The following is an 18,931-nucleotide window of genomic DNA, read 5'->3' as shown; positions in this document are numbered from 1 at the left end:
CGCCCGGCTCACCGGTAGGCGTTCGGGTCGAGCCCGTGCCGGGCGAGCTTGTCGTACAGGGTCTTGCGAGGCGTGCCGAGGGCCTCGGCGGCGAGCCGCACGTCGCCGCCCGCCATGATGAGTTCGTCGCGGATCAGCCCGCGCTCGAAGCGGTCCACCTGCTCGGCGAGCGTGAGGACCCGCTCGGGAGCGGAGGCCTCCGGGGCGCTGGGGCCGAGACCCAGCGCGCAGCGCTCCGCGAAATGGCCGAGTTCGCGCACGTTGCCCGGCCAGTCGTGCCGGCTCAGGAACTCGCGGATCGCGGGCGTGACCGGCGGCGGCGCGCGGTTGAAGCGGGCGGCGGCGCGGCCGAGGAAGTGCTCGAACAGCAGCGCCACGTCCTCCCGCCGCTCGCGCAGGGGGGGGATCGACACCGTCACCACGTTGAGCCGGAAATAGAGGTCGTCCCGGAAGGTGCCCTGCGCGGCGGCCTGCGCAAGGTCGATCTTGGTGGCGGCCACCACCCGCATGTCGACGGGCCGGATCTCGTTGGTGCCGAGGGGCTCGACCGAGCGCTCCTGCAGCACCCGCAGCAGCTTCACCTGGAGGCTGAGCGGCATGCTCTCGATCTCGTCGAGGAAGAGCGTGCCGCCATGCGCGTGCTCGATCTTGCCGACCCGGCGCTTGAGGGCGCCCGTGAAGGCCCCGGCCTCGTGGCCGAACAGCTCGCTCTCGACCACGCTGTCGGGGAGCGCCCCGCAATTCATCGCCACGAAGTTCCCGCGGGCGCGCCGGCTCCAGCGGTGGAGGGCGTTGGCCACCACCTCCTTGCCGGAGCCGGTCTCGCCGAGCACCAGCACGTCCACGTCCGCCTGCGCCACGTCGCGCACGAAGCGGCGCAGGCGGGTGATCTCGGGCGAGACGCCGAGGAAGGCCGGGTCCTCGGCCACCGCCGCGTCGAGCCGGGCCTGAAGGCCGCGGTTCTCCAGCACGAGGCGCCGCCGCTCCAGGGCGCGGCGCACCGAGCCGATCAGGCTGTCGGCCGGGTAGGGCTTGGCCAGGAAATCGTAGGCGCCCGCCCGCATGGCCCGGACCGCCATGGTGATGTCGCCGTGGCCGGTGATCAGGATGACCGGCAGATCGGGGTCGGCCTCCTGCAGCGCCTGGAACAGGCCGAGCCCGTCGAGGCCCGGCAGGCGCACGTCGGTGACGACGACGCCGGGCGGCTGGGCCAGGATCGCCTTCAGGGCCGGCTCGGCGGCCGGGAAGACCTCGACCGGGAAGCCGTCGAGTTCGAGGCTCTGGCGGTTGGCGAGCCGGACATCCTCCTCGTCGTCCACGAAGACGATGCGCTGCGACGGGTCGGTCATGCTGCCTCCTCGGCCGTCTCGGCCCGGACGAGTTCGATGCGGAAGACCGCGCCGGTCTCCCCGTTGCCGGCCGCGAGCGTGCCGCCGCATTCCTCGACGATGCCGCGCGAGATGGCGAGCCCGAGCCCGAGCCCGTCGGCCTTGGTGGTGAAGAAGGCGTCGAAGACCTGCCCCCGCACCTCCTCCGGGATGCCGGGACCGTTGTCGCTCACCTCCAGCACGGCCTTCGGGCCGGCCCGCGTCACCCGGACGGCCACGCGCGGCGCGGGCCGGCCCGCCACCGCGTCGATCGCGTTCTGGAGCAGGTTGACCACCACCTGCTCCAGCCGCGGGCCGTCGCCGAGGACGACCGGCGCGGGCTCGGGCAGCGCGATGTCGAGGGTCACGCCGACGGCCTCGACGCGCACCTCGACCACTTCGCGGGCGTTGTGCACCACGGTGCCGAGCGACACGGGCTCGCGCCGGCCCGAGGCGCGGCGCGCGAAGCCCTTGAGCTGGCGGGTGAGGCCGCCGATGCGCTCGGTGAGCCGGCCGATGGCCGAGAAGTTGGCGCTCGCATCCTCCACGCGCCCGCGCCGGATCAGGATCGCGGCGTTGTCCGCGTAGGTGCGGATCGCCGCGAGCGGCTGGTTGATCTCGTGCGCCATGCTGGCGGCGAACTGGCCGAGCGCCGCGAGGCGCCCGGCCTGGGCGAGTTCGCGCCCGAGGCGTTCGCGCTCGGCCTCGGCGCGCTGGCGCTCCTCCATCTCGGCGCGCAGCTGGGCGTTGGCGTCGGTGAGCGCCTGCGTGCGCTCCTGCACCCGCCGCTCCAGCTCCTCGCGCCGGACCGCCTCCTCGGCGAGGCGGGCGCGGATGCGGCGGCGGCGACCGAGCAGCACCGCGAGGCCGGCCCCGGCGGCGGCGGCCACGAGGCCGGCCAGCACCCGCGCCTGGACGCGCTCGCGCTCCACCGCCGCGCCCACCGGGGTCAGCGTGTGCAGGCGCCACGCCGTGCCGGGCACCTCGGCGTCGAGGGGCAGGACGAGGCGGGCGGGCTCGGACCCGCCGCCCACCCGCATCAGCCCGCCCGCGCGGGCCTCGGCGTGGAGGGGAAGGGGCGTGAGGAGGGCATCGCCGAATTCGAGCATGTGGCGGATGCGCTGGCGCTCGGTCGGATCGACCGGGCGCAGCGTGCGGAAGCGCCAGCCCGGCTCGCTCGCCACCAGCACGATGCCGCGCGGATCGGCCACGAAGACCCGCTCGCGGCCGGCCGCCCAGACCGCCTCGATGCCGTCGAACTCGACCTTGACCACGACGACGCCCGGCCGCGGCCCCGGCACGCGCCGCGCGAGGTAGTAGCCCGGCCGCCCGCTCACGGTGCCGAGGGCGAATTGCGAGCCGGTCCCGGTGGCCAGGGCCTCCCGGAAATAGGGCCGGAAGGCGTAGTTGATGCCGACGAAGCTCGTCGGCCCGCCCGCATTGCTGGCCGCCACTGCCAGGCCGTCCGACCGCATGACGTAGATCACGGCCGCCCCCGTCGCGCCGGCGACCTCGGCGAGCCGCCCGCTCACCCGGGCGAGGACGGCCGGATCCGCCGCCTCGCCGACGCTCGCCACGATCTCCGGGTCGGTGGCGAGCGCGAGCGGCAGGGAGGCCTGCTTCTCCATCTCGGCCCGCAGCGCCGCCACGTGGAGGGTCAGGCTGGCCTGCGCGGTGCGCCGCAGATCGGCGAGCGCGGCCTGCTCGGCGGCCCGCCCGGCGAGCCACGCCGCCAGGAGCGCGGCCAGCACCGTCAGCCCCACGGTCATCAGCCGGCGGCGCGCGGACAATCCGCCGAGCACCGGCCACCACCAGGCCGAAGCCCCCGGGGCGGTGGCGGATTCCCGCACGCCGCCGGGGCCTTGCGTGCGGGACGCCGGAACGGACTCGTTCGGCGCTGCATCCATCATGGAAAAATATCTCCTGTTTCCAGCGCCTTAACAAATTCTTCAGCGCTCGTGCAGCCTGGCACACCGGTTGCCATTGGGTCATCGAACGCAATCGTGCCTGGCAAGGCCCGGCTGCATACCGCAAGGTCAACAGCAAGAGTCGGAACGCCCCCGGGCCCCGCCCGCGGTCAAACCGGCCACCCTGCAATCCTCCAACCGGGAGAACGCCCGATGGCTGCCGTACCTGCCCCCCTCAACGCTCCGCACGATCCGCCCGCCCCCAAGCCGCTCTACAAGACCCTCTACTTCCAAGTGCTGGTCGCCGTCGCGATCGGCATCCTGCTCGGGCACTTCTACCCGCAGCTCGGCGCCGACATGAAGCCGCTCGGCGACGCCTTCATCAAGCTCGTCAAGATGATCATCGCCCCGGTGATCTTCCTCACGGTCGTCTCCGGCATCGCCGGCATGACGAATCTGGAGAAGGTCGGCCGCGTGGGCGTGAAGGCCCTGGTCTACTTCCTGACCTTCTCGACGCTGGCGCTGATCGTCGGGCTGATCGTCGCCAACCTGCTGCAGCCGGGCCACGGCATGCACATCGACCCGAAGTCGCTCGATCCCAAGGCCATCGCCACCTACGCGGGCAAGGCCAAGGAGCAGAGCATCGTCGAGTTCCTGATGAACGTCATCCCGTCGACGGCCGTGGGCGCCTTCGCGGGTGGCGAGATCCTGCAGGTCCTGTTCTTCTCGGTGCTGTTCGGCTTCGGCCTCGCCTTCCTGGGCGAGCGCGGCAAGCCGGTGCTCGACGTCATCAAGATCACCTCCGAGGCGGTGTTCGGCGTCGTCCACATCATCATGAAGGTGGCGCCGCTCGGGGCGTTCGGCGCGATGGCCTTCACCATCGGCAAGTATGGCGTGTCCTCGCTCGCCAACCTCGCCTACCTGGTCTTCGCCTTCTATCTGACCTCGGCGATCTTCGTGCTCCTCGTGCTCGGCGCGGTCGCCCGCTACAACGGCTTCTCCATCATCAAGCTGATCCGCTACATCAAGGAGGAACTCCTCTTGGTGCTCGGCACCTCGTCCTCGGAATCGGCGCTGCCGTCGCTGCTCACCAAGATGGAGCGGGCGGGCTGCTCGCGCCCGGTGGTCGGCCTCGTCGTGCCCACCGGCTACTCGTTCAACCTCGACGGCACCAACATCTACATGACGATGGCGGCCCTGTTCATCGCCCAGGCGACGGACACGCCCCTGTCGTACGGCGAGCAGGCGCTCCTGCTGCTCGTGGCGATGCTCTCCTCGAAGGGCGCGGCCGGCGTCACCGGCTCGGGCTTCATCACGCTCGCCGCGACGCTCGCGGTGGTGCCCTCCGTGCCGGTGGTCGGCATGGCGCTCATCCTCGGCATCGACCGCTTCATGTCGGAGTGCCGGGCGCTCACCAACTTCATCGGCAACGCGGTGGCCTGCATCGTGGTCGCCCGCTGGGAGGGCGAGGTCGACGAGGCCCGGCTCGCGGCGGCGCTCGACGGCAATGCGCTCCCGCTCGAGAGCGAGACCCCGGCCCTCCAGCCGGCGGAGTGATCCTCGACCGGTTGTCGCGCGACGCGGATCCCCGTGTCGCGCGACGGAAGCGCGCGGCCTCCCCCCCGGGGCCGCGCGCTTCGCCGTTCGGGCGGGTCAGGCGACGCGCAGGCAGGCCATCCCGGCCAGCGCCAGGAGCAGGGCGCCCGCGCGCCGCGGGGTGAGCGGCTCCCGCAGGACCAGGGCAGCGAGGAGGCCGGCGAACACGACGCTGGTGTCCCGCAGGGCCGCCCCGAGGGCAATCGGCCCCCGGCTCCACACCCAGAGGATCAGGAGGTAGGAGGCGATCGCCGCCCCCGCGCCGAGGGTCGCGAGCCCGCGATGGGCGCGCAGCACCGCCCGCACGCGGCCGCCCCGCATCCGCAGCAGCGCCGCGCAGGCGAGCGCGCTCAGCACCGAGAGCGACAGGCCGTAGCCCAGCACCGAGGGAGACAGGCGCGCGCCCTGCGCATCCGACAGGACGTAGGCGGCGGACAACGCCCCGGCCGCGAGCGCGTAGACGAGGGCCGCCGGACGCCGCAGGGCCTCGCCGCTGGCGAAGACCGCGACCGCGCCCGAGACCAGCGCGACGCCGGCCCAGCCCGTCGGGCTCAGGCGCTCGCCGACGAGGACCGTGGCGAACAGGGCGACGAGGAGCGGCGAGACGGCCCGGGCCACCGGATAGACGAACCCGAAGCCGCCCAGCGCGTAGCCGCGCACCAGCGCCCCGAGGATGAGCAGGTTGAGGAGCGTCGAGGAGGCGAGCCAGGGCAGCGACGCGGCCGGCGGCAGGGGCACGACGGCCAGCAGCGCCGCCGAGGCGAGCCCCGCGCCGATGACCTGCGCGGCCATCGCGTCCTGCGGGTCGGGGGCGGCCTTCACCCAGGCGTTCCAGGCCGCATGCAGGGCCGCGCTGAGGAGGGCCGCGGCCACCAGGATCCCGTCCATGCCCGGCGCTCAGGCGAGGGGCTTGTAGAAGAAGGTGGTGCCGCAGGGCCGCCCGTCCGGCAGCAGGGCGTAATCCGGCACGCGCCCGACCCGGATCCAGCCCTCGCGGGCGTAGAGGCGTTCGGCCTCCAGGCTCGCGGTGTCGAGGACGAGCAGCGTCTTGCCGGCAGCGCGCGCGGCGGCCTCGGCGGCCCGCATCAGGGCGGCGCCCAGGCCCCGGCGCCGGGCCGCCGGATGCACGAGCATCTTGGCGAGGTCGCCCCGGTGCGGCTGGTTCTCGGGCTGAGCCAGGACCACCTGCACGGTGCCGAGGAGGCCGCCCGCGGGATCCTCCGCGACCAGGAGCAGGCGCTCCCCCCGCCCCACCCCCGCCGCCACCTCGCCCCAGAAGGCCTCGGCCCGGGCGCGGGCGAGCGGCGCCATGAAGCTCACCGAGGCCCCGCCCTCCACGCAGGCGATCAGGAGCGCCGCGAGGTCGCCCGAACGGGCCGCGGCCTCGGCCGCGCCGAGCCGGCGGAGCGCCGCGGGCGGCCGGGTCACGGCCGGCCCCGCCAGGCGCCGGCCGCGAGCGCCACGAGGTAGCGGGCGGGCCGGCCTGCGGGATTGCGGAAGGTGGTCGGCCCGTCGAGGCGCATGGCGAGGCAATCGCCCGCCTCCAGCCGGTGCGTGCTCCCGCCCTCGGCCAGGTCGAGGCTGCCCTCCAGGATCCAGATCTGCTGGTCGAAGGGCGCCGCGCGCGGCCCGGTGTCGTAGGCGACGCGGGCGCCGGGCGGGAGCACCACCTCGACGAGGTCGAGGGCGGACGGGAAGCCGGAGGGCGAGAGGTTGCGGCGCTCGTAGCCCGTCTCGGGGTCGCGCCAGACCGCTTGGTCGGGGCGGCGGGAGACCGGCGTCGCGCCGGCCCGCTCCTCCTCGGCGAACAGCGCCGCGAGGGTGACCCCGAGGCCCGCGGCCAGCCGGTCGAGGAGGCTTGCGGTCGGGCTGCTCTCGCCGCGCTCCACCACCGAGATCATCGAGCGGCTCACCCCCGTCCGGGCCGCCAGGGCGTCGAGGCTGAGACCGCGCTCCGCCCGCAGGGTCCGCAGCCGCGCGGCCAAGCGCGCGTCGGGATCGGTGCCGCTCACGTCGCGCCCTCCATCAAAATGGAGGGTACGTCCTTTTTAATGGAGGGCGCAAGAGGCCGGAGGAGCGGCGCTCCCCCGGCCCCGGCGGATCACTTCGTGGCGGCTGGCGCCCCGGTCCGCACCGACCCCGTAGCGAGATCGTCGGCGTAATGCAGCAGGCCGCTGCGGTCGATCACGAGGCGGTCGCCCGGCTCGGCCGGCCGGTCGTAGCCGGAGCCGCGCACCCGCAGGGCGCATCCCTCGGGACAGTCGACCTGCACCGAGGTGCCCGGCGCCATGCGGGTGTCATCCTCCTGCATGCCCCGGTCGACCGTGAGAACGTGCTCCTTGGCGTCGCGGTTGCTCACCGTGATCGCGAAGGCAGGGCTCGCGACCAGCAGGGCCGCCCCGAAGGCAGGAGCGAATCTGTTGAACGACATCATTAATCCTCCCTGGAACGAAGGGGAGCCGTGCCACCTGGCGCTACGCTACAGGATGGACCCGGCCCCAGAAACAGATGGCGAATACACGACGACCATCAAGCAACATTGCTGAAAATTAATACTTCAGTACGCACGTATGGAAATCTTCTTTAATCCGCAAATAATCAATTCTTCCAAGATGCAGGGCGGAATCTTGCGGCCATCACGACATCGTGCGTCGTCGCGCCGGATTGGAGCAGGCCCCCATCACGTCGCCGTCGGAGCCTGCTCCAGCTCTTTGGTTTCCCCGCCCTCTCGTGTGCAAGCCGGCATCTGCTTCGTCGGACAAGACTCTGAGGACCGCGGCACGACGCGGGCGTGAGGCGGTGGCGATCATGGGCCATCGATCGCCACCCATCATGGGCCCTTGCGGCGGCTCCGGTCGAAGACGACGATGCGCCGGATGCGCACCGAGACCCGGACAGGGGACGCTATCCCGCCTCGCGCTGCGGGCGGTCGCGGGACTGCGATCGGCCGCCGTCAATCAATCCGCAGGACAAGCAATCCGCAGGAATTGCGTGTAGAACCCCGAGTCGGACCCTGCCTCAACAGAAGACTCCGCAATCGGGCGTGCATCATCGGTCATGACGTCGCTCTCCGCATGGGCCGCGGGCCTCCCTCGCCGGCCGCGGCTGCTCGGCAGCCCGGCGGTCGTCGCGTATCTGGCGGCGGCGCTGATGCTCAGTATCGGCGCGTGGCAGATCTGGCGCGGCCGCGAGGCGGCTCTGGCGGACGCCCAGGCCGACACCCGCAACCTCGCCCGCTCCCTGATCCAGCACACCGCCCGCAGCATCGAGGCGGCCGACCTGATCCTCAGCGGCGTCGTGGACCACATCGAGTCCGGGGCGCTCGCCGACCCTGCGGCGCTCAAGGCCCATCTGCAGCGGCGGCTGGCGCTGATCACGCACGTGAGCGGCCTCTCGGTGCAGGACGCACAGGGCGACTGGATCAGCGACTCGCTCGGCGAACCGGCCATGCCGATCAACAGCGGGGACCGGCCGTACTTCGTGCATCATCGAAGCACGCCGTCCCGCGACCTGCACATCGACGCGCCGATGCAGAGCCGGCGCAGCGGCCGGATCATCGTGCCGTTGTCCCGGCGCTGGAACGGCCCGGACGGCCGGTTCGGCGGCGTCGTGGTGGCCTCCCTGACGCCTGGGCACTTCCAGGCCTTCTACCGCGACCTCGGCGTCGGCGAGCGGGGGTCGATCGCCCTCCTGGACGCCGACGGCACGCTGCTGGTGCGCCACCCCTACGACGTCCGGACGGTGGGGCGGGACCTGTCCGGCACGGATCTGTTCCGGCGGGCGCTGCCGCAAGCCAGGAGCGGCGTGTTCCGCGCCCGCTCCAGCCTCGACGGCGAGGAGCGGATCGTCGCCTACGAGCGCCTGGACGCCTATCCGCTCGTCGTCACGGTCGCCCGCAGCGTGCCCGAGACGCTGACCGCGTGGCGCGACGACGCCCTGATCGACGGCCTCGCGCTCACCATCGCGGCCACCACCCTGTGCGGGCTGGGGATCGGCCTCGCGCGCCACCAGCGCCGCATCGCCGAGGCCGAGCGGGCGGTGCGGGCGAGCGAGGCGCGGTTCCGCCTCCTGTCGGAGCACGCCCTCGACATGATCGTGTGGGCCGACCTCGACACCGTCCGCCGCTACGTCTCCCCGGCGAGCCGCGAGGTCCTGGGCTACGAGCCCGAGGCGCTCATCGGGACCAAGCCGCTGGACAGGGTCCATCCGGACGACCGCGGCGGCTGGGCGGAGATGCTGAGCGACCTGACCGGAGGCCGGCGCGACACCGCCACGAGCCGGCTGCGCTACCGGCGCCAGGACGGCGCCTACATCTGGGTGGAGGCCAAGTACCGCCTGCTGCGCGACGCGGCCGGCGCCCCGACCGGCTACGTCGCCGTCGTGCGCGACGTCTCGGAGCGCCAGCGCCACAAGGAGGCGCTGGAGCAGGCCGCGGAGGCGGCCGAGCAGGCGAGCCGGGCCAAGAGCGACTTCCTGGCCTCGATGAGCCACGAGATCCGCACGCCGCTGAACGGCATCCTGGGCTACACGGAGCTGCTGCTCGACGATGCCGCCCTGAGCGAGGCGCAGCGCCGGCAGGCGGAGCGGATCCAGTCGGCGGGTTCGGCGCTGCTGACCATCGTGGACGATCTCCTCGACTTCTCGAAGATCGAGGCGGGGCAGATCGACCTCGACCTCCAGCCCTTCCGGCTCGGCGCCCTCATCGACAACACGGTGTCGATCATCCGCGGTGCGGCGGGCGCGAAGGACATCGCCGTGACGGTCACGGTGGCGCCCGGGGTGCCGGCCGTGCTCGTGGGCGACCACGGCCGGCTGCGCCAGATCCTGCTCAACCTCCTCAACAACGCGGTGAAGTTCACGCCGGCGGGCGCGGTGACGCTCGCCGTCACGCGCGAGGCCGCGACGCGGATGCTGCGGTTCACAGTGGCGGATACCGGCATCGGCATACCGGAGGAGCTGCAGGACCGGCTCTTCCAGCGCTTCAGCCAGGTGGACGGCTCGATCCGGCGCCGCTTCGGCGGCACGGGCCTGGGCCTCGCCATCTCCAAGACCCTCGTGGAGCGCATGGGCGGCACGATCGGCGTGGAGAGCCGGGCGGGGGCTGGCGCGACGTTCTGGTTCACGGTCGCCCTCGACGAGGCGGAGACGGAGACCGCCGCACCCGCAGCGCCCGAGACGAGCGGGGAGGCCGCCCCGGCCGATCTCCTCCTGGTGGAGGATCTGGAGATCAACCGCGAATTGGCCCGCGCCGTGCTGGAGGCGGCCGGACACCGCGTCGACCTCGCGGTCGACGGGGTCGAAGCGGTGCGCGCGGTGCAGAAGCGGGCCTACGACCTCGTGCTGATGGACGTGCAGATGCCCGGCATGGACGGCCTCACGGCGACGCGCCACATCCGCGCGCTGGCGGGACCGGTCGGCCGGGTGCCGATCGTCGCCATGACGGCCAACATCCTGCCGGAACAGGTCGCGGCCCTGCGCGAGGCGGGCATGGACGGGCATGTGGGCAAGCCGTTCAAGCGGGCCGACCTCGCGGCGGTCATCGCCCGGTACCGCGCCAAGCGGGCGGAGGGCCCGGAGGGCCGGGTGGACCCGGCCGCCTTCGCGGCGGTGCGCGACCTGCTCGGGGCGGAACGGGTCGACGGACTGCTGGCGCTGCTCGCCGCGGAGCTGGCGCACCGCGTCGACGGGACGGATCCCGACCGGGACCGGCTCGCACTCGACGCGCACGCGATGGTGTCGGCGGCCGGCATCCTGGGCTTTGCCAACCTGTCGGCGCTCTGCCGGGAGATCGAGCAGGCGGCCCGGGAGGCGCACGACCTCGGACCGCTCCTCGCGCGGTTCGGCGCGGCGCGGCGCACGGCGCTCGCCGAGATCGCACGCCTGCGCGGCGCCGAGCGGCGCCTGCAGGAGCCCACCGCCTGAGGCCGCCGGGCTCCATCGGCTTCGCGCGAGGGAGCATCGCCGCGGCTCCGCCGCGCCGGCTCGCGAGCCCGCGCCCGGAAGGCAGCGTCCGGAACCGGTCTCAGGCCGCGGTGCCCGGATGCGTCAGGCGGACCCATTGCCCGTTGCCGAGGCTCTGGCCCGTGAGGGCCAGGATGACGTGCCAGTGGCAGATCACCAGCGTGTGGTCCCAGTCCGGCCGCGCCGCGACCTCGTCGCGGAACGCGACCGTGCGGGCGTGGAAGAGGTCGTGGGGCTCGGCCTCCTTCGCCCACCACATCTCGGTGACGGCGCCGAGGTCGAGATGGGGCCAGGCCTGCGCGAGGTCGGTGCGGCAGGTGCCGATGTCGCAGCTCGCCGCGAAGCGTTCCCGCACGGCCGGCGTGACCAGCACCGGCAGGCCGAGCCGGGCCGCCACGGGCGCCGCGGTCTGCAGCGCCCGCGTGTAGGGCGAGCACAGGATGCGCCGGATGTCCTCGCCCGCCAGCGCCGCGGCGGCGGCCTCGGCCTGCTCGTGCCCGAGCGGCGTCAAGGGCGCGTCGGGAATGCCCGGATCGAGTCCGGTGGCGCCGTAATGCAGGTTGAAGGTGCTCTGGCCGTGCCGCAGCAGGATCATCGGGTCTCCATCATCGCGTCTGTTGCCGCAGCAGCGCGCGCAGGCGCTCCGTGTCGGCGGCGGCGGCGCGGGCGAGGCGGTCGGCCTCCTCGGGCGAGGCGGCCGCGGCCGCCATCGTGCCGGCGCCGATCCGGAAGGCGAGGTAGCACGGCGCAAGGAGCGCGAGCAGGTCGGGGGCGATCGCCCGCCCGGTGCCGCGCTCCACCGCTGCGACGAGGCGAGCGCGCGCCTGCGGCGGCAGCGCGAGTTCGATGCCCGCCCCGACGACGTCCCAGGCGACGTCCTGACAGCCGATGAGGTCGTGCGCGGCATGGTGGTCGAGGGCGTCCGCCTTGAGGAGGCCGCCATCCGGCAGGACGAGCCATTCCCACGGCTGAAGACGGTTGTCGGTTTCGACGGGACGCATCCCTGCGGCGAGCCGCGCGAGCGCGTCCGGGCTCCAGCGGTCGAACCACCTGCCGGCCTCGGCGCCGAGCGCCGTCCCGGCATTGTGGCGCGCCATGGCGACGAGGTCGGACAGCGAGGCGCCCCGCTCCGGCCCGGCCGGGAAGGCCTCGGCCCGGAAGGCGAGGTAGCGCCCGACACGGCCGGCGAGGCGCAGGGGATCGACCTGACCCGGCACGAGGGGCCGCGCCTCCTCCATCCAGCGCTCCACCAGGAAGCCGTGGCGGAACCCGGCGACCGGCGGCGTGAACCCGGCACCCGCCAGACGCCGCGCCCGGGCGAGCGCGGCCTCGCCGTCGGCCCCGAGTCCCACGAATTTCGCGAGCCACGAACGCCCGCCCGCCCGCACCACGACCTTGCGCCGCTCCTGCTGCGCATCGACCGGCGGCCAAGTCGCAGCAGGGCAAGTTGCGGGAGGATGGGGGGCGGGCGGCCAGAACCTGGCCCGCCATGCCCCGCCCGAGATGTCCTCCGGAGGGCCGTCGAGCGGGCCGAGCAGGTCGGCGAGCCAGGTGTCCAGGCGATGCTCGGGCCGGGGCGCGCGCAGCACGAGGTCGTCCACCGTCACCACGCAGCGCCGTGCCGCCGCCCAGCGGGCCCGGTGCGGCGCGCTCGCCTGCGGCCCCGGCGCGCCGGAATGGCTCGGGAAGAAGACGATCCGCTCGCGCGCGACGCCCCGCCCCTCCAGATGATCGGCCACCGCGCCGAAGGAACTGCCCGAGAGGCCCGGCCCCTCGTCCACGACCGCGTAGGTGGTGCCGGGCGGGGCCGCGAGCGCCGCCTCGATCGCGGGAGACAGCGACAGCCGGCGCCGGTACGGGTGCCCGACCGGCCGCACGGTGACGGGCGGGCGGGCGCCGAGCGCCGCCGCCGCCATCGCGCCGAGCGGCGCGCCGATGCTGCGGATGCCGATCACCCGCGTGTCGGCCCCGAAACCGGAGGCGCGGGCGGCCGCCGCAACGCTCTCGGGATAGAGCGCGTAGAAGGCGAAGCCCTCCGCCCGCTTGAGGACGAGGTCGCGCGGCAGGGCCGCGGCCGCCAGCGCCGCGAGGAGCCCGGGCACCGGCGCGCCGGCCTCGTGCAAGTCCGTCTCCCGGAACCCGGTCTCCCGGAACCCGGTCTCCCATGAGCGCCAGAGCGCCCGCGCGAGCGCCATCAGGAGCGCGAGGGCCGCGTCCTCGCCGGGGCTCGGCGCGTCCGCCTCCCGCTCGTGGAAGGCGGCATCCGCGATGCCCTGCGCGAGTTCGCCGGCGGTGATGAAGGCGGTCGCGAGCGTCCCGTGCCGCCCGATCCCAGGCGGCAGACCGGCGGCCTGCGCCGCGGCCCGGGCCACCCGGTCGATGGCCGAGGCCGTCTCCTCGTGCCGGCGCACATCCCCGTAGACGATCATCCGGCTCCCCGCGCGGGCCTTCCGCCCGCCGGGCTCGTCATCGCCCGGGATCCCGCCCCGGTTCCGTCAGCTCGGGAAGGCGGCGCCCGCGTCGCCCTCGTCGGCGGCTGGATCGGCGGTCTCGACCTCCTGGCGCGGGAAGCCCGCCAGCGGTCCGAGGGGCCTGACGTCGCGCCCGAACAGCACGTCGCTCTGGAGATAGTGGCAGGAGAGTTCGGCGAGCGAGCGCAGGGCGTTGACGTGGGTGCGCTCGTAGCCGTGCGAGGAATCGATGCCGAAGCAGATCAGCGCCGTGCGCAGATCGTTGCCCGCCTCCAGCGCCGAGGCGCTGTCGCTGCGGTAGAACCGGAAGACGTCGCGCTCATAGCGGATGTCGTTCGTCTCGCACAGCTCGATCAGGCGGCGGGTCAGGTGGAAGTCGAACGGCCCGGCCGAATCGGCCATGCTGATGGTCACGCCGGATTCGCGGCTCCCCTGCCCGGGGGCGACGGTGCCGTTGTCGATCGTCACCATCTCGGCGATGTCGCCGTGCAGCACCGAGGAGGCGCCGACTCCGACCTCCTCGGCGATGGTGAACAGCATGTAGGTGTCGACCGTGGGCTTCTGCCCGGCATCCGCCAGAGCCTTCATGGCGGCGAACATCACCGCCACGCCCGCCTTGTCGTCGAGGTAGCGGGAGTTGATGTAGCCCCGCGGCGAGATCTCCGGGTTGGGATCGACGGCCACGAAGTCGCCGACGTTGAAGCCCAGCCGCCGCAGGTCCTCGCAGCGGTACGAGAAGGCGTCGACCCGCATCTCGACGTTGGTCCAGTCGACCGGCTGGGTGTCGACCTCCTCGTTGAAGGTGTGGCCCGAGGCCTTGAGCGGCAGGATCGTGCCCCGGTAGCTGCCGCGATCGGTGAAGATGGTGCAGCGCGCGCCCTCCGCGAAGCGCGCCGACCACGTGCCGATCGGGATCAGCGCAAGGCGGCCGTTATCCTTGAGCTGCTTGACCATCGCGCCGAGCGTGTCGAGGTGCGAGACCATCGCCCGGGCCGGCCCCGGCCCGGCCCCGCGCAGGGTCGCCCGGATGGCGCCGCGGCGCGTCAGCTCGAAGGGCACCCCCAGCCGCTCCAGCTCGCGCCCGCAGAAATGCACCGCCTGATCGGTGTAGCCGGTCGGGCTCGGGATCTCGATCAGGCGCTTGAGGAAGTCGAGCATGTAGTCGACGTCGATCCGCACCGTGGCGGACGGCATCACGAACGGCTTGTTCACGCGTCAGTGCCTCCGGATCCGCGCGGCCGCGATCGTCTGCGGGAAGAGCATGTCGATGAACCGCTCGGCCGTGGGCTGCGGCTCGTGGTTGGCGAGGCCCGGCCGCTCGTTGGCCTCGATGAACCAGTGCGCGGGTCCTCGCACGTCCGGCACCATCAGGTCGAGGCCGACGACCGGGATGTCGATCACCCGGGCCGCCTTGACGCAGGCCGCGACGATGTCGGGATGGACCGCGTCCGTGACGTCGTGGATCGTGCCGCCCGTGTGGAGGTTGGCGGTGCGCCGCACGAGGAGCGTCTCGCCGGCGGGGAGCACGTCGTCGAGGCTGCGGCCCGCGCGCGTCACGCAGCGCGCGGTCTCGTCGTCGAGCGGGATCCTCGACTCGCCGCCCGTGGCCGCCGCGCGGCGCCGGCTCTGGCGCTCGATGAGCTCGCGCACGGTGTGGCGCCCGTCGCCCGCCACCTGGGCCGGCCGCCGGATCGCCGCCGCCACGACCTTGAAGTCGATGACGATGACGCGCAGGTCCTCGCCCTCCACGAACTCTTCGAGCAGCACCGTATCGCAGACGCGCCGCGCCTCCGCCACCGCCGCCGTCACCTCCTCCGGCGTGGTGAGGTTCACGGCGATGCCGCGGCCCTGCTCGCCGCGGGCGGGCTTCACCACCACCGCACCGTAACGGTCCAGGAAGGCCCGGGCCGCCTCGTCGTCGGTGACGGTCGCCTGGTCCGGCACGCGCAGGTCCGCCCCGGCGAGGAGCCGGCGCGTGAGGGCCTTGTCGTCGCAGATCGTCATCGCGGCCGCGGAGGTCGCCGAGGTGAGGCTCTCGCGGCAGACGAAGCTGCGCCCGCCGTGGGAGAGGCGGAACAGCGAGGTCGGCTCGTCCACCACCTCGACCGTGATGCCGCGCCGGCGCGCCTCGTCGGTCAGGATGCGCGCGTAGGGGTTCAGCGCCGCCTCCGGCGAGGGGCCGATGTAGAGTTTTTCGTTGAAGGAGTTCTTGGTCTTGATGGTGAAGGTCGGCAGGCGGGTGAAGCCGAGTTTGTCGTAGAGCGCGATCGCCTGCGTGTTGTCGTGCATGACCGAGAGGTCCATGAACGCCCGCCCGCGCGCCCGGAAATGGGCGGCGAGCGCCCGCACCAACCCCTCGCCGACGCCCGGATGCGGGCTCTGCGGGTCGACCGCGAGCGACCACAGGGAGGCCGCGTTCTCCGGGTCGTCGAAGGCCGCGACGTGGTCGACGCCGGTCGCCGCCCCCAGGATCGCACCCGTCCCGGCATCCTCGGCGACGAGGTAGGTGAGAAGCGAATCCCCGGCGGCGGGCCATGCCGAGGCCGGATCGATCTGCACCATGCGCCGGGCGAGGCAGATGCGGTTGATCTCGCCGATATCGGCCGGCCCGCGGATCCCGCGCACCCGGACACCGTGCGGCGGCGGCCCCTCGTCGAGGTCGGCGAGCGCGAGGCGGAAGGCGTGGGACGGGTCGAGGAAGAGTTCGGTCGGGGCGAGCGCCAGCACCACGTGCGGCTCGGCGACGTAGAAGGCCACGTCCCGCCGGCCCGGCTGCTCCTGCAGCAGGGTGTCCACGAGGTCGGCCGGATCGCGGAAGGTCTGGCCGAAGATCAGCCGCCCCCAGCCGCACTCGACGGCGACGTTGGCGCGGCCGGCGGGGGCGGCGTCGGAGGGGGCAGCCGGAGCGGGAGCGGGCCGCGGGCGGGGGCTCGTCATGTTGCGGACCTTGCCGGTTCAGATCGTGTGGGTCTGGAGCCAGAACTCGAGCAGCGCGACCTGCCAGAGCTTCGAGCCGCGCAAGGGGGTCATGTGCGCCTCGGGCTCGGCCAGGAGCCGGTCAACGTAGGCCGGCCGGAAGATCCCGCGCTCGCGGGCGGCCGGCTGGCTCAGCACGTCGCGCACGAGATCGAGGAAGGGGCCGCGCAGGTACTTGAGGGCCGGCACCGGGAAGTAGCCCTTGGGCCGGTCGATCACCTCGGCGGGCACGACGCGCCGGCCGGCCTCCTTGAGGATGTACTTGCCGCCGTCGCGGATCTTGAGCTCGGCCGGCACCCGGCCGGCGAGGCCCACGAGGTCGTGGTCGAGGAACGGCACGCGGGCCTCCAGCCCCCAGGCCATCGTCATGTTGTCGACGCGTTTGACCGGATCGTCGACCAGCATGATCTCGGTGTCGATGCGCAGCGCCTTGTCGATCGGCCGGGGCGCGCCGGGGCGGGCGAAATGCGCCGCCACGAAGGCGCGGCTCGCATCGTCGGCGAGGAAGCCCGGCTCCAGCACCTCGGCCATCTCGGCCTGATCGCGGTCGAAGAACACCCGCGCGTAGGCCGAGACGGCGTCGTCGGCCTGCATCATCGGCGGGTACCAGTGGTAGCCGCCGAAGATCTCGTCGGCCCCCTGCCCGCTCTGCACCACCTTGACGTGCTTCGAGACCTCCTCCGACAGGAGGTAGAAGCCGATCGCGTCGTGGCTGACCATCGGCTCGGACATCGCCGCCACCACCCCGTGCAGGGCCGGAAGCGCGCGGGCCGAGTCGATGCGGATGCGGTGGTGGTCGGTGCCGAAGCGCTCGGCGATGATGTCGGAGTACTTGAACTCGTCGCCGACCTCGTCGCCGACCGTCTCGAAGCCGATCGAGAAGGTCTTGAGGCCCCGCTGGCCCGCCTCGGCGAGCAGCGCCACCACGATCGAGGAATCGAGCCCCCCCGAGAGCAGCACGCCCACCGGCACGTCCGAGACGAGGCGCCGCTCGACCGCCTTGCGCAGGGTGGCGAGCACCGCCTCGCGCCAGTCGGCCTCGGTCATGTGGCGGTCCTCGGGGCGCTCTCCGACGACGGCCTCCCAGTAGGTGCGCTCGCGGCGCGTGCCGTCGGGCTCGATGACGATGGTCGTCGCGGGCGGCACCTTGCGCACGCCCTTCAGGATCGTCATCGGCGCGGGCACGACCGCGTGGAAGCTCATGTAGTGGTGGAGCGCGGCCCGGTCGATCGACGTGTCGACATCGCCCGCCGCCAGCAGCGCCGGCAGGCTCGACGCGAAGCGCAGCCGCCCGCCCGCTTCGGTGTAGTAGAGCGGCTTGATGCCGAGCCGGTCGCGGGCGATCAGGATGCGCCCGCTGTCGCGCTCCCACAGCACGAAGGCGAACATGCCGTAGAAGCGCTCGACGCAGGCCGGGCCCCAGGCGTGGTAGGCCTTGAGGATCACCTCCGTGTCGCCGTCCGAGAAGAACGCGTAGCCCTTGGCGCGCAGCTCCTCACGCAGCGGCCGGAAGTTGTAGATGCAGCCGTTGAACACGATCGCGAGGCCGAGGCCCGGATCGACCATCGGCTGCTGCGAGGCGGGGCTGAGATCGAGGATGCTGAGGCGGCGGTGCCCGAAGGCGACCGCGCCCTGCGAGAAGCTGCCCCCCGCATCCGGGCCGCGCGCCCGCAACGGTCCGGCCATCGCCGCCACCGCCGCCGCGTCCGGCGGCGCCCCGTCCAGGCGGATTTCGCCGCAGATCCCACACATCCGATCGATCCTTCGCCTCTGCCATGCGCCGACGCGCCCACGACGGATCGTTCCGCGGCGGGAGAATGCCGGCGCGGGGAAGCGATGCCGTGGGGGCGCCTGGGCCAATGCGCGCCGCCCGGCAAGGTTCCGCATCGCGGCATTCCGGCGGCGTGCCTGCCGCCGCAGCGCGAAAGCGCGTGCGCGCGACGCGAAGCCGTCGCATAGTCGGTGTCTCCTCCCGCCGAGTCCCGATCGGGCATTGCCTCCAAGCGACCAATCCTATGCTCGACTTCGTCGGCCGGCTCCTCCAGAAGGAGAGTCTCTCGCCTCACGGCATCTGCCTGTTGTGGCGCCCGGAACTGATCTGGACCCATGTGGTGGCTGATGCGGTGATCGGGCTCGCCTATTTCTCGATTCCCGTCGCGCTCGGCGTCTTCGCGACGCATCGGCGCGACATCGTCTTCGGGTGGATGTTCTGGTGCTTCGCCGCCTTCATCCTGGCCTGCGGAACGACGCATTTCGTGGCGATCTGGACGCTCTGGGTGCCCGATTACGGATTCGAGGCGATCGTGAAGGTCTTCACCGCGTTCGTCTCGGTGGCCACGGCGGCAGCGCTCTGGCCTCTGCTGCCGAAGGCCCTCGCGCTGCCCTCGCCGGAGGAATTGCGGCGCGTGAACGCGGCGCTGCGGGCGCGCATCGCCGAACGCGACGAGGCCCTGGAGGCCCTGCGCCGCGCGGTGGCCGAGCGCGAGCAGGCGGAGGCGATGCTGCGGCAATCGCAGAAGATGGAGGCGATCGGCCAGCTCACCGGAGGCGTCGCGCACGACTTCAACAACCTGCTCGGGGTCATCGTCGGCAACCTGGAGCGCATCCAGCGCCAGCTCCCGACCCGCAGCGAGGCCATCGCGTGCCTCAGGGG

The 18,931-nt window shown here is 73.1% G+C and carries 13 protein-coding genes and 1 pseudogene; 3 read left to right on the top strand and 11 right to left on the bottom strand.

Going from position 1 to position 18,931, the window contains the following annotated elements; all coding sequences use genetic code 11:
- Positions 1-8: 8 nt before the first annotated feature.
- Positions 9-1,349, bottom strand: a complete 1,341-nt coding sequence (locus MFF61_RS27285; protein ID WP_238240840.1) for a sigma-54-dependent transcriptional regulator — start codon at positions 1,347-1,349, stop codon at positions 9-11.
- Entirely contained in the window at positions 1,346-3,136 is a 1,791-nt protein-coding gene (locus MFF61_RS27280; RefSeq protein WP_238240858.1) for a sensor histidine kinase, read from the bottom strand. The genes MFF61_RS27285 and MFF61_RS27280 overlap by 4 nt, the downstream gene beginning before the upstream one ends.
- A gap of 351 nt (positions 3,137-3,487) precedes the next feature.
- Between MFF61_RS27280 and MFF61_RS27275 the strand changes: the two genes are divergently transcribed.
- Positions 3,488-4,831 carry a dicarboxylate/amino acid:cation symporter gene (locus tag MFF61_RS27275; protein WP_238240839.1) on the top strand — a complete coding sequence of 448 codons (1,344 nt, stop codon included), beginning with the start codon at positions 3,488-3,490 and terminating at the stop codon, positions 4,829-4,831.
- 96 nt (positions 4,832-4,927) lie between these two features.
- Here the strand turns inward: MFF61_RS27275 and MFF61_RS27270 are convergent, their stop codons facing one another.
- The 4 genes from MFF61_RS27270 to MFF61_RS27255 form a co-directional block, all read right to left on the bottom strand.
- Positions 4,928-5,758, bottom strand: coding sequence for an EamA family transporter (locus MFF61_RS27270; protein WP_238240838.1), 831 nt, complete (start codon positions 5,756-5,758; stop codon positions 4,928-4,930).
- A 9-nt stretch (positions 5,759-5,767) separates the two neighbouring features.
- Positions 5,768-6,298: a GNAT family N-acetyltransferase gene (locus tag MFF61_RS27265; RefSeq protein ID WP_238240837.1), complete on the bottom strand. Its 531-nt coding sequence runs from the start codon at positions 6,296-6,298 to the stop codon at positions 5,768-5,770.
- Positions 6,295-6,882 (bottom strand): helix-turn-helix domain-containing protein, encoded by a 588-nt coding sequence (locus MFF61_RS27260; protein WP_238240836.1) that lies wholly within the window; start codon positions 6,880-6,882, stop codon positions 6,295-6,297. Before MFF61_RS27260 ends, MFF61_RS27265 begins: the two co-directional genes overlap by 4 nt.
- 89 nt (positions 6,883-6,971) lie before the next feature.
- Positions 6,972-7,301 carry a hypothetical protein gene (locus MFF61_RS27255; RefSeq protein WP_238240835.1) on the bottom strand — a complete coding sequence of 110 codons (330 nt, stop codon included), beginning with the start codon at positions 7,299-7,301 and terminating at the stop codon, positions 6,972-6,974.
- 626 nt (positions 7,302-7,927) lie between these two features.
- On the opposite strand from MFF61_RS27255, the gene MFF61_RS27250 reads away from it, so the two are divergent.
- Entirely contained in the window at positions 7,928-10,792 is a 2,865-nt protein-coding gene (locus MFF61_RS27250) for an ATP-binding protein (RefSeq protein WP_238240834.1), read from the top strand.
- A 100-nt stretch (positions 10,793-10,892) separates the two neighbouring features.
- Here the strand turns inward: MFF61_RS27250 and MFF61_RS27245 are convergent, their stop codons facing one another.
- The 5 genes from MFF61_RS27245 to MFF61_RS27225 form a co-directional block, all read right to left on the bottom strand.
- Positions 10,893-11,426, bottom strand: a complete 534-nt coding sequence (locus MFF61_RS27245) for a histidine phosphatase family protein (RefSeq protein ID WP_238240833.1) — start codon at positions 11,424-11,426, stop codon at positions 10,893-10,895.
- 10 nt (positions 11,427-11,436) lie between these two features.
- Positions 11,437-13,260, bottom strand: coding sequence for a hypothetical protein (locus tag MFF61_RS27240; protein WP_238240832.1), 1,824 nt, complete (start codon positions 13,258-13,260; stop codon positions 11,437-11,439).
- A 66-nt stretch (positions 13,261-13,326) separates the two neighbouring features.
- Positions 13,327-14,514 (bottom strand): osmoprotectant NAGGN system M42 family peptidase, encoded by a 1,188-nt coding sequence (locus MFF61_RS27235; protein WP_373324808.1) that lies wholly within the window; start codon positions 14,512-14,514, stop codon positions 13,327-13,329.
- 3 nt (positions 14,515-14,517) lie between these two features.
- Positions 14,518-16,239 (bottom strand): N-acetylglutaminylglutamine synthetase, encoded by a 1,722-nt coding sequence (gene ngg / locus MFF61_RS27230; RefSeq protein ID WP_238240831.1) that lies wholly within the window; start codon positions 16,237-16,239, stop codon positions 14,518-14,520.
- An 18-nt stretch (positions 16,240-16,257) separates the two neighbouring features.
- On the bottom strand, positions 16,258-18,030 hold the full coding sequence (locus MFF61_RS27225) for an N-acetylglutaminylglutamine amidotransferase (RefSeq protein ID WP_238240830.1): 1,773 nt from the start codon (positions 18,028-18,030) through the stop codon (positions 16,258-16,260).
- 263 nt (positions 18,031-18,293) lie between these two features.
- Here MFF61_RS27225 and MFF61_RS27220 point away from each other — a divergent pair.
- Positions 18,294-18,931: pseudogene (locus tag MFF61_RS27220) on the top strand (ATPase); the annotation flags it as partial.

Origin of the sequence: Methylobacterium isbiliense, assembly GCF_022179325.1 — a bacterium.
Taxonomy (GTDB): domain Bacteria; phylum Pseudomonadota; class Alphaproteobacteria; order Rhizobiales; family Beijerinckiaceae; genus Methylobacterium; species Methylobacterium isbiliense.
This window is presented reverse-complemented; position numbering and strand designations above follow the sequence as displayed.